Source organism: Brevibacillus laterosporus (assembly GCA_007833815.1).
GTDB lineage: Bacteria > Bacillota > Bacilli > Brevibacillales > Brevibacillaceae > Brevibacillus_B > Brevibacillus_B laterosporus_D.
In genome coordinates, this window is record CP033464.1 from 1,365,469 (window position 1) to 1,380,697 (window position 15,229).

At 43.6% G+C, this 15,229-nt stretch carries 13 protein-coding genes; 12 read left to right on the forward strand and 1 reads right to left on the reverse strand.

The genetic code is table 11. The features are described from left to right. The first annotated feature begins 39 nt into the window (after positions 1-39). From EEL30_07880 to EEL30_07920, 9 genes are all read left to right on the forward strand, one after another. Complete coding sequence (locus tag EEL30_07880; GenBank protein QDX92281.1) at positions 40-993, forward strand: DUF979 domain-containing protein; 954 nt, start codon at positions 40-42, stop codon at positions 991-993. An 11-nt stretch (positions 994-1,004) separates the two neighbouring features. Continuing rightward, complete coding sequence (pcp, locus tag EEL30_07885; GenBank protein QDX92282.1) at positions 1,005-1,652, forward strand: pyroglutamyl-peptidase I; 648 nt, start codon at positions 1,005-1,007, stop codon at positions 1,650-1,652. 19 nt (positions 1,653-1,671) lie between these two features. After that, positions 1,672-2,448, forward strand: coding sequence for a 5-oxoprolinase subunit PxpB (gene pxpB / locus EEL30_07890; GenBank protein QDX92283.1), 777 nt, complete (start codon positions 1,672-1,674; stop codon positions 2,446-2,448). Next, a complete protein-coding gene (locus EEL30_07895; GenBank protein QDX92284.1) occupies positions 2,445-3,470 on the forward strand; it encodes a biotin-dependent carboxyltransferase family protein in 1,026 nt (341 codons plus the stop codon). Before pxpB ends, EEL30_07895 begins: the two co-directional genes overlap by 4 nt. Before the next feature lie 190 nt (positions 3,471-3,660). After that, the gene (locus EEL30_07900; GenBank protein QDX92285.1) at positions 3,661-3,846 is read left to right on the forward strand and encodes a DUF2292 domain-containing protein; all 186 of its coding nucleotides are present in this window, start codon (positions 3,661-3,663) and stop codon (positions 3,844-3,846) included. 127 nt (positions 3,847-3,973) lie between these two features. Next, positions 3,974-5,116, forward strand: coding sequence for a sulfate ABC transporter substrate-binding protein (locus EEL30_07905; GenBank protein QDX92286.1), 1,143 nt, complete (start codon positions 3,974-3,976; stop codon positions 5,114-5,116). A 40-nt stretch (positions 5,117-5,156) separates the two neighbouring features. Then, complete coding sequence (gene cysT, locus EEL30_07910) at positions 5,157-5,993, forward strand: sulfate ABC transporter permease subunit CysT (GenBank protein ID QDX92287.1); 837 nt, start codon at positions 5,157-5,159, stop codon at positions 5,991-5,993. Between the two features lie 20 nt (positions 5,994-6,013). Next, the gene (gene cysW / locus EEL30_07915) at positions 6,014-6,907 is read left to right on the forward strand and encodes a sulfate ABC transporter permease subunit CysW (GenBank protein QDX92288.1); all 894 of its coding nucleotides are present in this window, start codon (positions 6,014-6,016) and stop codon (positions 6,905-6,907) included. Continuing rightward, positions 6,897-8,030, forward strand: a complete 1,134-nt coding sequence (locus EEL30_07920; protein ID QDX92289.1) for a sulfate ABC transporter ATP-binding protein — start codon at positions 6,897-6,899, stop codon at positions 8,028-8,030. Before cysW ends, EEL30_07920 begins: the two co-directional genes overlap by 11 nt. Positions 8,031-8,081: 51 nt before the next feature. Here the strand turns inward: EEL30_07920 and EEL30_07925 are convergent, their stop codons facing one another. Next, positions 8,082-10,232, reverse strand: coding sequence for a PRD domain-containing protein (locus EEL30_07925; GenBank protein QDX92290.1), 2,151 nt, complete (start codon positions 10,230-10,232; stop codon positions 8,082-8,084). A gap of 290 nt (positions 10,233-10,522) precedes the next feature. Between EEL30_07925 and EEL30_07930 the strand changes: the two genes are divergently transcribed. The 3 genes from EEL30_07930 to EEL30_07940 all read left to right on the forward strand — a co-directional run bounded on the left by EEL30_07930 (position 10,523) and on the right by EEL30_07940 (position 15,190). Next, positions 10,523-11,566, forward strand: coding sequence for an oxidoreductase (locus EEL30_07930; GenBank protein QDX92291.1), 1,044 nt, complete (start codon positions 10,523-10,525; stop codon positions 11,564-11,566). Between the two features lie 410 nt (positions 11,567-11,976). Next, complete coding sequence (locus tag EEL30_07935; GenBank protein QDX92292.1) at positions 11,977-12,417, forward strand: universal stress protein; 441 nt, start codon at positions 11,977-11,979, stop codon at positions 12,415-12,417. Positions 12,418-12,667: 250 nt separating this feature from the next. Further along, positions 12,668-15,190, forward strand: coding sequence for a CoA-disulfide reductase (locus tag EEL30_07940; protein ID QDX95703.1), 2,523 nt, complete (start codon positions 12,668-12,670; stop codon positions 15,188-15,190). Positions 15,191-15,229 lie beyond the last annotated feature (39 nt).

Below are 15,229 nucleotides of genomic sequence, written 5' to 3' on the forward strand. Positions count from 1 at the left end.
AAAAGCGCGTAGAAATACGTAGAAGGGAAGGTGACCGCTATGTTAATCAAATTGGATTTTATCTATTATCTTGCAGGCGCTTTTCTTGTCATTATTGCTGTTCTAGCGTGGAGAGATAAAAGCAATTCTCGCCGTTTCACCACGTCCCTTTTCTGGGCGTTATTTGCCTTTTCCTTTCTAGGAGGTAAGCTGGTTTCCTCACTAGTGATGGGGATTGTCGTGTTGCTGATGGCGCTTATTGCTGGTTTGGGCGGGGTTCGACTGGGATCGTATCAACAAACAACGGATGAACAAAGAGAGACGAGCGCTAAACGTTTTGGGAATCGATTGTTTATCCCTGCTTTATTGATACCAATTGTTACAGTGATTGGTAGCGTGTTGTTGAAAAATGTAAAAATAGGTGAAATCTTTTTACTCGATCAACAGAATGTTACACTGGTGAGCTTGGGAGTAGCCTGCTTAGTATCGTTGGTGGTAGCGATGGGGATTACGAAAACGAAAGGCATTCAGCCAGTAAAAGAGTCGCGTCGCTTGCTGGATGCGATTGGTTGGGCAGCTGTTTTACCTCAAATGCTAGCCACACTAGGAGCGTTATTTGGAGCAGCGGGAGTGGGTAAAGTGATTGCTGACTTAGTAAGCTCTGCGATCCCGGTAGATAATCGTTTTCTTGTAGTCGTCGCTTACGTACTGGGAATGGCCTTGTTCACGATGGTTATGGGTAATGCTTTTGCAGCCTTTCCGGTCATGACTGCTGGTATTGGTCTACCTTTGTTAGTGCAAATGCATGGTGGAAATCCAGCTGTGTTAGGGGCAATTGGTATGTTTTCTGGTTATTGTGGCACATTGCTTACCCCGATGGCAGCTAATTTTAATATCGTGCCAGCAGCCCTACTAGATTTACCTGATAAAAATGCAGTCATAAAAGCGCAGGCTCCAACTGCTTTGCTACTGTTGGGTATTAATATCTTTTTGATGTACTACTTGTTGTTCTAGGGGGGATCATTGTGAAAAAAGTTCTGTTAACTGGTTTTGATCCCTTTGGTGGGGAACCAATTAATCCTGCATGGAAGGCAGTAAAGCAATGTCAACAGCTAGAACTTCCCGATGTCCAAGTAATCATCAAACAAATTCCAACCGTGTTTCATCGCTCTCTGGAAGTCTTGGCAGCCATCATGGAAGAGGTACAGCCTGACGTAGTTATCTGCGTCGGACAGGCAGGAGGGCGTGCAGATATCACTGTGGAACGGGTAGCCCTTAATACAGATGATGCACGCATCCCGGATAATGAGGGGAATCAACCAATCGATCAGCCTATTGTTGAAGAGGGACCGGTAGCTTACTGGTCTACGTTACCGATCAAGGCTATTGTCAAAGAAGTCCGTCTGGCAGGGATACCGGCGTCAGTTTCCCAGACAGCAGGCACGTTCGTTTGTAATCATCTCTTTTATGGATTGGCTCATCTGATCTCCACGCGTTATACAGGGACAAAAGGCGGGTTTATTCATATTCCCTATTTACCTGAACAGGCTGTACGTTTTCCTGGTCAGCCTAGTATGAGTGTAACGTGCGTGAAAAAGGCCTTGGCGGTAGCTATACGTACCAGTTTGCAAGTGGAGCAAGATATTAAGGCTGTAGAAGGGCAAATCAGTTAGAGATGGTAGAGGTGATCAGGTGAAAAATCAGCCAGAAAAACAGAGAGAAGCACAAGCAATCGAGCAAAAGTGGCCTGTTCAAATTCTACCGCTTGGAGATGCGGCTGTGTTGGTGCAATTTAAATCTGTAGGTAATGAGAGCGCGGAGATTTACCAATTTGTGCAGGCTTTTGCGAGTCATATCGAACAGCATCCGTTTCCAGGCATGATTGAATTTGTACCAGCTTTTACAAGTGTGGCGATCTATTACGATCCTGTTACCGTTAAACAGGTATCGAATCAAAAGCCAGAAAGCACTGCGTATGAGATCGTACTGAATAATGTACGTAGGTTGTTAGCAGGGCAAACTAGTCAACTAGAGGTTCACACACGATTGATTGAAATTCCGGTCTGCTATGGGGGAGAGTATGGACCTGATTTGGAGGAGGTAGCCAAGTATCATCAGATCACTCCTGAAGAAGTCATTCGTATTCATACATCCGCTATGTACAAGGTATTTATGATTGGTTTTGCACCCGGCTTTCCGTATCTAGGAGGAATGTCTGCTGAGCTTGCGACTCCAAGGAGGGCTTCTCCACGGTTACAGATTCCCATGGGCTCAGTCGGCATAGGTGGTGAGCAAACGGGCGTCTATCCTATAGTGACCCCAGGTGGCTGGCAGTTGATTGGTCGGACACCGCTTGCGCTATTTCGTCCCAAGCAGAATCCACCCAGCTACTTACAGGCAGGTGATACTGTCCACTTTCGTCCGATTACCCAACAGGAATATCTGGAGTGGGAAGGGGAGGAGTCATGAGTATACGTGTTATAAAGCCTGGCTTGCTTACTTTGATTCAAGATCAGGGGCGGTTTGGTTTTCGGAAGTATGGGGTTGTCACCAGCGAAGCGATGGACCCCATGGCCTTGCGTATTGCCAATATGCTGGTGGGCAATGCAGAGCATCTCGCTACTCTAGAGATGACGCTTACGGGTGCAGAGTTATCTTTTGAGACCGATAGTCTTATAGCGATTACCGGCGGGGATTTATCTTTTACCATCAATGGTGAGCGTTTGCCCATGTGGCGTCCCGTTTTTATTAGAGCTGGTACGGTTATGAAAGGTGGAGGTTGTCGGACGGGCTGTCGTGCCTATCTCGCTATTGCAGGAGGTATTGAAGTCGAGCAGGTGCTAGGGAGTCGCAGTACGTATGCTCGTGCAGGAATGGGAGGCTACCAAGGCAGAAGCTTACAGGCAGATGACTACATATCGGCCGGTGTTCCATCAGATGTGACGCTCTCTTTTCAGGAGAAATGGTGCTGGAAGCTGGAAAGGCAGACGGCATTGAGAAATTGGACAAGCGTAGATTGGAGTGTTAGCTCCGATTGCTTAGCAACGTACCGAAGATATCCGCATGTGCGTATTAGTCGAGGAACACATTTCTCCTTGTTTACACAAAAGAGCCAACAGCAATTATTTCACTCCTCCTACAAAATCACATCCCAATCAGATCGGATGGGCTATCGCCTACAAGGAGCTACGCTTAGCATGGTAGAACCGATTGAACTATTATCGGAGGCTGTAGCCTTTGGTACGATTCAAGTACCGGCAGAGGGATACCCTATAATTTTACTTGCTGATCGGCAGACGACAGGAGGTTATCCACGGATTGGTCAAGTTGCTACAGTAGATCTACCAATTCTGGCACAGATGAGGCCGGGGGAAGAGATCAAGTTTACAGAGATAGCAAGGGATGAATCTGAAAAGCTGCTCATAGAGCGAGATCAATTTTTACATGAACTACAACAAGGAATTCATTTGCAAATGAAGCGGTACTCTTAGGGGCAATCCGCATAGTAGAAATCCTTTTTGTCACAGCTAAGCATATTCTCGTGCCTATCGCACGAAATATGCTTATTTTGTTCAATTCCAACTTGACAGATAGGAATTATGTGATTAAACTCAAATACAAAGTTTCCTAATTTTTGGTGCCTATCAAAAAAGCGGAACAGGCATGAAGGAGGCAAACGGTATGTCTGAGCAACAGGCAAGTCGACAAGACCTATTGATGCAGAAGATTTTAGACGCCATGAAAGGCATTGAGTATGGCTCTGTGCATATTACAATTCATGATTCAAACATTACGCAAATTGAACGCGTGGAGCGTCATCGTTATTCGTTAGAAAAGAGGGAATTTTCGAAAAAACAAAAAGAATAAAGTGCCGATCGGACATCCGAAGGCTCCTTACGTTTGCTATGGAAGGGCGAGCGATAGGAGCCTTTTTTGTATACATGTACAAAATGGCTCATTTGATAGAACAGAGAAGATTAGGAGGAGTAAATCAATGAAAGAAAAACCTAACATCGTAACCAAAACGAACTTTCTCAACAATAAAAAGCGACTAACATGGCTGACCTGTCTACTTACCGGTAGCTTAGCATTTGCGTTGGCAGGTTGCGGAGGAGGGGCATCTTCCGCTGGTTCAGAAACAGGTAAAGTGACCAATGAATCAGGTACAACCACAACTGTTTCTAGCAATGACAAATCCGTATCAAAACCAATTGAGCTTTTAAATGTCTCCTACGATCCGACACGAGAGTTATATCAGGCGTATAACAAAAGCTTTACTGATTACTGGCAAAACAAGACAGGTCAAACAGTCACAATTAAGCAATCTCATGGTGGCTCCGGCAAACAGTCACGCTCGGTTATTGATGGATTGGAAGCGGACATCGTCACGCTGGCTCTTGCATATGACATTGATGCTATCGCGAGTAAAGGACTTATCCAACAGGATTGGCAATCGCGCTTGGAACAAAAAAGCGCCCCTTACACCTCAACCATTGTGTTTCTCGTTCGTAAAGGTAATCCAAAGCAGATCAAGGATTGGAACGATTTAATAAAACAAGACGTTCAAGTGATTACACCTAATCCGAAGACTTCAGGAGGGGCTAGATGGAACTATTTAGCTGCTTGGGGCTATGCCAAACAACTCAACCAGAACAGCGATGAGAAGGCAAAGGAATTTGTGCAACAGCTATATAAGCATGTGCCTGTTCTCGATTCTGGAGCGCGCGGCTCCACAACAACTTTTGTAGAGCGGGGTATTGGAGATGTACTTCTTGCTTGGGAAAATGAAGCATTTTTGGCCGTTAATGAAATCGGGAAAGACAAAGTGGAAATCGTTGTACCATCCGTCAGTATTTTAGCGGAACCGCCGGTGACAGTCGTTGATAAAGTCGTTGATAAAAAAGGCACAAAGGAAGTAGCAGAGGCTTATCTGAAATACTTGTATTCGGAGGAAGGACAGAAGATTGCGGCAAAGAATTTTTACCGACCACGACTAGAGTCAGTGGCCAAAGCATATGAAAGTCAATTTCCTACGATCAAGCTATTCACAATTGAAGAGACAGCTGGAAATTGGCAGGAAGCTCATAAAACCCATTTTGCTGATGGGGGGATTTTTGATCAAATATACCAACCATAAATGAGAATATAACGAACTGACACACAGGGGAGTGTAAATCATGAAAAACAGCTGGAAACAGTCGAGTATCATACCAGGATTTGGCCTTTCGCTGGGGTATACGGTTGTCTATGTGAGTCTCCTTGTTCTATTTCCCTTGACTGTGCTCTTACTGTCGACCAGCTCCCTTAGTTGGGATCAATTCCTATCCATTGTACTTGCCGATCGAGTGATTGAATCCTATAAACTTAGTTTTTTAGCTTCTTTGGTCGCCGCCCTAGTGAATACGGTGTTTGGGCTAATGATAGCCTGGGTGCTGGTGCGCTACCGCTTCCCGGGTAAAAAAATCCTTGATGGACTAGTTGATCTTCCCTTTGCCTTGCCCACTGCGGTAGCAGGTATTTCACTCACGGCGGTCTACGCTCCTAATGGGTGGATTGGTCAATATATAGAGCCGCTAGGCATTAAGGTTGCGTTTACTCCACTTGGAGTAACAGTTGCCTTCATTTTCATTGGAATTCCGTTCGTGATCCGCACCGTCCAACCCGTATTGCAGGATGTGGATCGGCAAATGGAAGAAGCCGCCGCTAGTCTCGGTGCTTCACGTTGGATTACTTTTTGGCGGATTATTTTTCCCCAGCTCTTACCTGCCTTGCTGACTGGCTTCACGCTGGCCTTAGCTAGAGCAGTAGGGGAATATGGCTCTGTCGTATTTATTTCAGGCAATATGCCGATGAAAACGGAAATAACCCCACTTTTAATCATGACAAAGCTGGAGCAATTTGACTATGCAGGGGCAACAGCAATCGCCTCGGTAATGCTACTGTTATCGTTTCTTATCTTGCTATCGACCAATGTTCTACAGTGGTGGAGTCGGAAAATGTATCGGATGGACTAATAGAAAAGGAGAGGAAGCATATGTCGTTATCTACTCAATCTGATACCGCTAAACATCCAGGAGCTTGGATCATGATTGTTCTCTCCTTACTGTTTTTGGGGCTGTTTTTAATTGTGCCGCTGTTATCGGTGTTTACGGAGGCAATAAAACATGGATTACAACCGTTTTGGGATGCGATCGTCGAACCAGATGCGTTAGCAGCTATACGGCTTACCCTGTTGGTTGCTGTGATTGCTGTTCCACTGAATGCGGTGTTTGGGATTGCTGCTGCTTGGGCGATTGCCAAATATCAGTTCCGGGGGAAAAACATTCTACTGACCCTAATTGATTTGCCTGTAGCTGTCTCGCCAGTTATCTCTGGATTCTTGTTTGTACTGTTGTTTGGTACGCAAGGATTGCTGGGACCTTGGTTAGAAACCTACGATATTAAAATTATATTTGCGGTGCCCGGCATTATTTTAGCTACCATTTTCGTTACCTTTCCCTATGTGGCACGTGAACTGATCCCAGCCATGCAATCGTTGGGTAATGATGAAGAAGAAGCAGCGTTGTCCCTTGGAGCAACGGGGTGGCAAACCTTCTGGCGCGTTACATTACCTAATCTCAAATGGGGACTGTTGTATGGGATTATATTATGTAATGCGCGTGCCATGGGCGAATTTGGTGCTGTCTCTGTCGTGTCGGGGCATATCCGTGGTATGACCAACACGGTGCCACTGCAAGTAGAGATTTTGTATAACGAATATAATTTTGTAGCAGCCTTTGCTGTAGCTACCTTATTAGCAGGTTTAGCTATCGTGACACTGATCATCAAGAGCTTACTGGAATGGAAAGCGGAGCGGCAATACAAACAGAAGAAATCAGATGTAGCTGTCTGGGGTTATGAAAAGGGGGAGAGTTTACATGGGCATTGAAATTAAACAGGTATCCAAAAGCTTTGGGACGTTTTCTGCCCTTGATTATATTAATTTACAAATTCCAAGTGGAGAGTTAGTTGCTTTACTGGGTCCCTCAGGATCGGGAAAAACTACCTTGCTTCGACTGATTGCAGGTCTTGAACAGATGGAACAAGGGATCATACGGTTTGATGGAGTAGATGCTACTCGGAAAAGTGTTCAGGAGAGAAAGGTTGGTTTTGTTTTCCAACATTATGCTTTATTTCGGCATATGAGCGTTTTTGATAATATCGCTTTTGGCTTACAGGTGCGTCCGCGTGGAGAGCGTCCTTCTAAAGCCAGAATTCGAGCAAAAGTAATGGAGTTGTTGCGTTTAGTTCAATTAGATGGGCTAGAATCGCGTTTTCCTGGTCAATTGTCTGGTGGGCAACGACAGCGGGTTGCACTGGCTCGTGCATTGGCCATTGAACCAAATGTATTATTATTGGATGAACCCTTTGGAGCACTGGATGCGCAGGTGCGCCAGGAGCTACGGCGGTGGCTCAAACAATTGCATCATACACTTAAAATTACCACCGTGTTTGTGACACATGATCAAGAGGAAGCCTTGGAGATGGCGGATCAGGTGGTAATTGTAAACAAGGGTAGAATTGAACAAGTCGGATCGCCAATGGAAGTCTATCAGAATCCTAGTAATCCCTTTGTCTATAATTTTTTAGGTAGAGTGAACAAATTTCATGTTCGTGTTCATGGAGGAACTGTTCAAATTGGGCAACTAGCATGGAAGTCGGAAGAGGTTCTGGACTGGAACCATACAGAAGCGACTGGCTACATACGCCCTCATCAAATGGAGATTTCACACATTTCAAAAGGGGATAGCTGGGCTGAAGCTACTTTGTTGCATGTCTCTGAATTGGGGCCACTTCTACGTCTCGATTGTCAGTTGAAGACAGATGGTACTTTGTTTGAGTTAGAGCTAAGTGGTGAGCAATATCGGGAGCTTTGGGGAGATTCTCCTGAGCATCTGTATGTAAATCTCAGCTCAATTCGATTGTTCCCAGCTCAGCAGTTCTATCAGCAACCAATCAAAAGGATGAACGCACAGTCTCTTTCGATTACCATGTCAGAAGTGAAGGTGTAAGGAGGATCAAAAAAACCAACCATCGCTAATGCTTTGGTTGGTTTTGGCTATTTACAATCCAGCAGGCAATTGATGTTGTGAGTAAATCTCCAATAATCGAAGGACATCATCAATATGATCCGTCTGCAACAAGGTTTGCAGCGTTTCTGGAGAAGATAGCACTGCTGTTAGCTGAGCCAGCGCACGCAGATGCGTCTCATTATCTACAGCTGCCAGTACAATAAACAACTGTGCAGAATGCTCTGGTCTTTCTGAGAAGGACACGGGATGCTTCAATTGTAGGAAACTCATGCTTAGTCGTTGGACACCATCTTGTGGCCGAGAATGCGGAATAGCAATTTTGGGAGCAATGACGATGTACGGGCCATGTTCATACACAGAGCGAATCATGGCGTCCACATAAGAAGGTAGAATACTTCCATTGCGTACTAAAGGTGCTGAAGCGAGTCGGATCGCTTCTTCCCAATTAGCGACGGTTTGGGCTACCTGAATCTGGTCTTTTGTCAGTAAATCTGAGACGGTCGGCTTGTAAGTAAGCTCTTTACTTAAAGAAGCAGGTTCCAACAGATATTCTTTTAACTCTTGTTGTAGGGCTTCCTCATTTTCTATCACCGCGTGTCGACGGATAATAGACATCATGCCTTCCAACGACTCTGTTGGCTGTTTTTCTTTATCACCGATATAAGCACCTACTCGTTTTAATAAGCGCGCTTTTTCAGCATCGTTAAGAATTGGATTTACTACATACACGGGCGCATCGCTTTTTGTCAAAGTGGTGGTAGAAAAAATTAGGTCAACCTCATAGGATTGGGATTCATACTCCCGTAGAGAAACCGTTTTACAAATATCAATGGACGAGAATAGGTTTTCCAACTGATTTTGCAGAATGAGTGAGGTACCAATGCCGTTTGGACATACGATCAGTGCTTTTTTACGCGGTGCAGGATTCGCTCCTTGTTTTCGCAACCATGCGCCAAAGTGCATTGCTATATAAGCGATCTCATCTTCACATACCTGTTGCCCCACCAACTGTTCAAAATGAAAAATAACTTTCTGGGTCAGCAAGAAGATTTCATGATAGTGCGTTTTAATTGAATCAATCAGCGGATTGTCCATGTTAATACCATACTTAATTCGGTAGAAGGCGGGCTTGAGATGTAGCATTAAATCACGTTTTAGACCTTCCTGATCTTCAAACATAATGCAGGCGAACTTTTGAAAATCAGTAACCATGCGCCGGACTGTTTCTAATAGCATTTGAGTATGGGTATTTTCATGATCCGGATGATATTGGTTCATCACACGAGCACCTAAGAGATGCGTGGCAATGTAATAGGTTTCGTCTTCAGGTATATCGATTTGCAGGGTTTTAGACAGCTCATTGCTAATGTAGGTCGCTGCTTCAAAATGCTTCGTTTTTTTCAAGACCTCTTTTTCTTCCATATCAATTGTGACGTGCTGACCACGACTAAATCGCTTGCGGAACAAATGGATGTGAATACTCAAACTCTCTAGGACTTCATCGGTATATTGAATACCTAATAGGCGTTCACAAACAGATAGGGCTTCGCGGATCACCTGAATTTCCTTTGTTTTCAAAAAATCTTCTTGCTGTTCCTCTGCTACCAGTGAAGTAGAGTGCGCCATGGTCTGAATGTGGGAGATTAGTTGATTCCAGCTTTGGGTTGTTACTGCTTGAGAGAGATAGAAGATGAGAGCTTTTCGTTTATCCTGTTCTTCACCCTGAATGAAGTAGCCTTGCTTGCGGTCAAAATTGAGCGATACATGAAAGGAGTGTAGCTCCACCTTTAGTTTCTTCAGATCGTCTAAAGTGGTATTGCGACTAACACCTAGCCGATTCATCAAATCCTCTAGCAAGATGCGCCCTTCTCGTGTTAATAGATAGATGGTTAGCCAAGCCTTACGTTCCTTGACGGAATACTCATATTGCCATTTCTTCATACCTTGAATTTTGTCAGGAATTTTTTGTTTGGTCAGTTCGTCTATATAGTAGCCGGTGGTTCGGACATATTGAACAGCAGGGAGTTGATTTTCTTCCAGCCAATCGTTAATTTTGTTCATATCATAATAAAGCGTACGTTTAGAAATTCCTTGAGATTCTAAGAGCTCCTGTACCGTTACATATGAGTCTGCTTGCATGATTTTATGCAAAATTGCAGCGCTTCGCTTATCGAGCGACATGGGTATAACCTCCTTTGCCAATTGATCTGTTGCTAAGTAAATTGCAAAGATTGGATAGAAGAAAAAGACGATCGATTCGAATACGTTCTGTTAGGCTTATTATAAAGCAGGATGCCATGATTAGAGAAGACCAAAAACTAACAATCTTTTGTGCATAAGTTGGACTATTATAAACAAGACGATTCAGTAGGTGTCCAATCTTGGAAACTCTATTTTTTTCATTTATGATAAAGAAGCAAGATGAGCAGATATAACATAGGAATAGGATTACATCAGCAGGAGGAATGAAAATGCAGAAAATTGGAGTTGGTATTGTCGGATATGGTCCGTCAGCTACCACCTTTCATGTTCCTTTTTTACAAGTGTCAGAGCATTATGAGATTGTAGCTGTCCTCTCTTCCAAACCTGAAAAGGTAAAAGGAGATTTGGGAGATGTACAGGTGGTGTCTCAGCTACAAGAGTTACTACAGCATCCCAAACTAGAACTGGTCGTCATTACCGCTCCTACATCGCTTCATTATGAAATGGTAAAAGAAGCAATACTTGCGGGTGTTCATATTGTTGTTGAAAAACCGTTTGTCGTGACAACCAAAGAAGCAGATGAATTAATTGAGCTGAACAAACCAACAGGCAAGGTGTTAAGCGTCTATCAAAACAGACGATGGGATAATTACTTTTTGACCATTCAACGTCTGCAACAGGAAGGACGATTGGGTGAAGTCTATCATTTTGAATCCCATTATGATCGATATCGTCCAGAGGTTCGTGATCGTTGGAGAGAAAATGCAGGACCAGGCTCTGGAATTTTGTATGATCTAGGTTCTCACTTGCTGGATCAAGCGATTATGATGTTTGGTATGCCTAAAGCAGTTACTGCCGATGTGCAGGCACAACGTCCAGGGGCTAAAACAGACGATTATTTCCACGTCATTTTGCAGTATGAGCGTTTGCGAGTGATTTTACACGCTGGCATGTTGACGGTTCAACCGGGTCCACGTTTTCAGGTGCATGGTGATAAAGGTAGTTATATTAAATATGGATTTGACGTGCAGGAAGGTGCAATCCGTGACAATCAACCGCTAACCGCTCCCAATTGGGGTCAGGAACAGAAAGATTGGTATGGGGAATTAACCACGATGGTAGAAGGTCAGCCTGTAACAGAAAAAATTGTGTCGGAAAAGGGTTCCTATCAGCGTTATTACGACAAGTTGTACGAGGCAATTCGCCTAGGTAAAAATGTGCCCGTTCGTGCAGAGCAGGCGCGCATGAATATTTTGCTAATTGAAGCGGCTTTCAAAAGCAGTAAGGAAGGTCGTACTATTTTTATGAATTGATCCACTGATATTGTGGATCTTTTTTATTTTATACGATCGAAAAATGGGATATTGATCATAGCCCTGTGATATTTTCTTAACGCTTGTGCAATTCTTCACAGAACGGACATCCATATGAACATGTACGGATGTTTTCTCCTTCTATAATAGGGGTAACCTAAAAGGAATGGTGTAAGGAAATGGGGCGAAGATATGGATCCATTTAAAAAACAAGAAAAAGGTTTATTTATTCTTTGTATGGTGGTAGCTGTGATCATGCTGCTATCCTTTGCAAGGAAGTTCTTTTAACTTATATAGTACGTTTTTTTATGTGAAAATGTTTCCAGATTCTTCATAAATGTGCAAAATCTTTGCCGATCTGGCATGTTACAATGATAATAAAGAACCGATATTACAAGGAGGCCATACGTATGTTTGATAAAATGGTGACAGCTTTGGATGGTTCACAGTTAAGCCCGAAAGTACAGGAAGCGGCGATTTTATTTGCCCGCGAAAATAAAGCATCCCTCACTTTTGTGCATGTTGTAAAAGAATTACCTGCCTATGTTGCCAGTCAACTAGTGTTTATGGTCCATGATGTTCAATCTGATTATTTACAAGAAGCAAAAAAATATGGTCAAGAATTGCTGGATCAGGCATGCGAGGCGGCAGAAAAAGAGGGAGTTCAGTGTGAAGCTGTTCTGCTTCAAGGGGAGCCGTCCAGCGAATTGCTTGCTTTAGTTAAAGAAAAGAACGCGGATCTAATCATGATGGGCAGTCGCGGATTGGGAGATTTTAAAGAACTGATGCTAGGTAGCGTGAGTCACCGTATTACACAATTAGCACCATGCCCAGTCTTTATCATTAAATAAGTAGCTACTAGAGCTTTATCACGCAGAAGAGCGCGATAAAGCTTTTTTATTGGATAATTATTGACTCGGGAGATGGTTAGAGCTTATTATATACCCATGGGGGTATAAAAAACACTCACGTATAGGCGGAAATCAGCTAAGTCATATTTTTTTTAATCTATTTAATACCCCTTGGGGTATAAGTTATACAATGACAGAAAAATTTACATGCAACATAACAAAAGCTAAAAACAAAAGGGGCAAACAACTTATGAAGAAAAAAATCATTATAGTAGGTGGAGTTGCAGGTGGAGCAACAGCGGCAGCAAGATTACGTCGGTTAAGTGAGAAACATGAGTTGATTATGGTTGAACGTGGAGAACATATTTCTTATGCCAATTGCGGTCTCCCTTATTATATTGGCGAGGTCATCGAGCAACGAAGCAAGCTCTTTTTACAAACAGTAGAGGGAATGTCACAACGTTTTCACATGGACATTCGAATTCGAAGCGAGGTAACTCACATTAATCGAGAACAAAAGAAGGTTACGATTCACAATCTGCAATCGGGAGAGAGATACGAAGAAACCTATGACATTCTTATTCTGTCTCCTGGCGCGAAGCCGATTCGACCAGCTATTCCGGGCATCGATGAGGCAAAACAGCTATTTACACTACGCAGTGTTCCAGATACAGATGCGATTAAAACCTATGTAGATGAACAACAGCCTACACGCGCGGTTGTCATCGGAGGTGGATTTATTGGTGTGGAAATGGCTGAAAATCTACGTGAGCGTGGACTTGATGTTACGCTTGTCGAGATGGGTAAGCAGGTCATGGCACCACTCGATATTGAAATGGCTGCTGTGGTACATGAGCATATGAGGGCTAAAGGCGTTACGTTACTGCTTCAGGATGGTGTAGAAGCATTTGCCGATCAAGGGAGGATTGTTCGTTTAAGCAGTGGTCGTGAATTAGTGACAGACATGATTATTTTAGCCATTGGTGTACAACCAGAGTCTCAGCTAGCAAAGGAAGCAGGACTTTCCTTGGGAGTACGCGGAGCTGTTCGGGTCAATAAACAGATGCAAACCGATGATCCAGCGATTTACGCCATTGGTGATGCAGTAGAAGTAACAGACTATATAAATGGTCAAGCAACGCACATACCGTTAGCTTGGCCAGCCAATCGACAAGGACGCTTAGTAGCGGATCATATTAATGGACTTGATGTTCAATACAACGGCACGCTAGGTACTTCCATAGCCAAAGTATTTGATCTCACTGTAGCTACAACAGGAAATAACGAAAAAACGTTATTGCGCACTGGACTTGAATATACAGCAATCCATGTACATCCAAGTTCTCATGCTGGTTATTACCCCGGGGCAGCACCTATCTGGATGAAACTATTATTTGATAAAACCACAGGTAAAATCTACGGAGCGCAGGCAATTTCAGCGGATGGGGCCGACAAACGGATCGACGTGCTTGCAACAGCGATTAAAGGTGGTTTAACCATTCATGATCTACCTGATCTGGAATTGGCTTATGCACCTCCGTATTCCTCTGCTAAAGATCCCGTTAATATGGTAGGGTACGTAGCGAGCAACATTGCTTATGGCTTAGTAGATATTGTCCAGTGGCATGAGATTGATCAGATTGTGGCAGATGGTGGTTTGCTGGTTGATGTACGTGAGCCAATTGAAAGAGAAACAGGCTTTATTAAAGGCTCTATCAATATTCCACTACCAGAGCTACGCAATCGTCTAACTGAACTGCCAAAGGATCAAACCATCTATGTATCCTGCCAAGTAGGATTGCGCGGATACTTAGCCGCACGTCTGCTTAGCGAGTACGGCTATCAGGTGAAAAATGTAGATGGTGGCTTTAAAACATATCGTATGGGAAAATCGATAGAAGAGACGTTTACCCCTGATAAAGAAGAAGGAACACCAGTGGTAAGCAATCAACCTGTGAATCATTCATTAAAGGACCAATCAAAGCAACCCGAATTATCACTATCCAACATAGACAAATCGACAATTACCATTGACGCATGTGGGTTACAATGCCCAGGACCAATTATGCAAGTCTTCCAAGCTGTATCACGCGCTCAGGAGGGGCAAACAATTGAAGTGAAAGCCACTGATCCTGGATTCATGGCTGATATTGCAGCATGGTGCGACAAAACAGGGAATACCCTCCTTTCCTCCGAATATAGCAATAAAGTAGCCCATGTTTTTATTCAAAAAGGTACAAATAAGCCTTCATCTATCGCAGAAGCTGCTATACAAAAGGCAAGCTATGAAAAGCAAATAGATAAAGATGGGGCGACGATGGTCGTGTTTAGTGGTGACTTAGATAAAGCGATGGCTTCGTTTATCATTGCCTCAGGAGCGGCTGCCATGGGTAAAAAGGTGACAATGTTCTTCACTTTTTGGGGACTAAACATTTTGCGCCGCGAACATGCTCCGGTTGTGGAGAAGGATACGCTTGAAAAGATGTTTGGAATGATGATGCCAAAAGGGGCAAATAAACTAACCTTGTCGAAAATGAACATGGCAGGAATGGGTACGAAAATGATGCAACATGTAATGGAAAAGAAAAATGTAGACTCCTTGGAGACGTTAATGAAGAATGCCCAAGCAGCAGGCGTCAAATTGGTAGCTTGCGCCATGAGTATGGATATCATGGGGATTAAACAAGAAGAATTAATTGACGGAGTAGATGTAGCGGGCGTTGCTTCGTACTTGAGCGATGCGCAGGACTCTGGACTTAATCTATTTATCTAAAGAGAACAGACAAACAAAGAATGAATAAGCGAGGTGAAA

What these genes read in the sequence shown, in the direction of transcription:
- EEL30_07920 (QDX92289.1), top strand. Translation starts at nt 6,897, where the DNA reads ATGGGCATTGAAATTAAACAGGTATCCAAAAGCTTTGGGACGTTTTCT.
- cysW (QDX92288.1), top strand. Translation starts at nt 6,014, where the DNA reads ATGTCGTTATCTACTCAATCTGATACCGCTAAACATCCAGGAGCTTGG.
- EEL30_07925 (QDX92290.1), bottom strand. Translation starts at nt 10,232, where the DNA reads ATGTCGCTCGATAAGCGAAGCGCTGCAATTTTGCATAAAATCATGCAA.
- EEL30_07935 (QDX92292.1), top strand. Translation starts at nt 11,977, where the DNA reads ATGTTTGATAAAATGGTGACAGCTTTGGATGGTTCACAGTTAAGCCCG.
- cysT (QDX92287.1), top strand. Translation starts at nt 5,157, where the DNA reads ATGAAAAACAGCTGGAAACAGTCGAGTATCATACCAGGATTTGGCCTT.
- EEL30_07905 (QDX92286.1), top strand. Translation starts at nt 3,974, where the DNA reads ATGAAAGAAAAACCTAACATCGTAACCAAAACGAACTTTCTCAACAAT.
- EEL30_07930 (QDX92291.1), top strand. Translation starts at nt 10,523, where the DNA reads ATGCAGAAAATTGGAGTTGGTATTGTCGGATATGGTCCGTCAGCTACC.
- EEL30_07940 (QDX95703.1), top strand. Translation starts at nt 12,668, where the DNA reads ATGAAGAAAAAAATCATTATAGTAGGTGGAGTTGCAGGTGGAGCAACA.
- EEL30_07880 (QDX92281.1), top strand. Translation starts at nt 40, where the DNA reads ATGTTAATCAAATTGGATTTTATCTATTATCTTGCAGGCGCTTTTCTT.
- EEL30_07900 (QDX92285.1), top strand. Translation starts at nt 3,661, where the DNA reads ATGTCTGAGCAACAGGCAAGTCGACAAGACCTATTGATGCAGAAGATT.
- EEL30_07895 (QDX92284.1), top strand. Translation starts at nt 2,445, where the DNA reads ATGAGTATACGTGTTATAAAGCCTGGCTTGCTTACTTTGATTCAAGAT.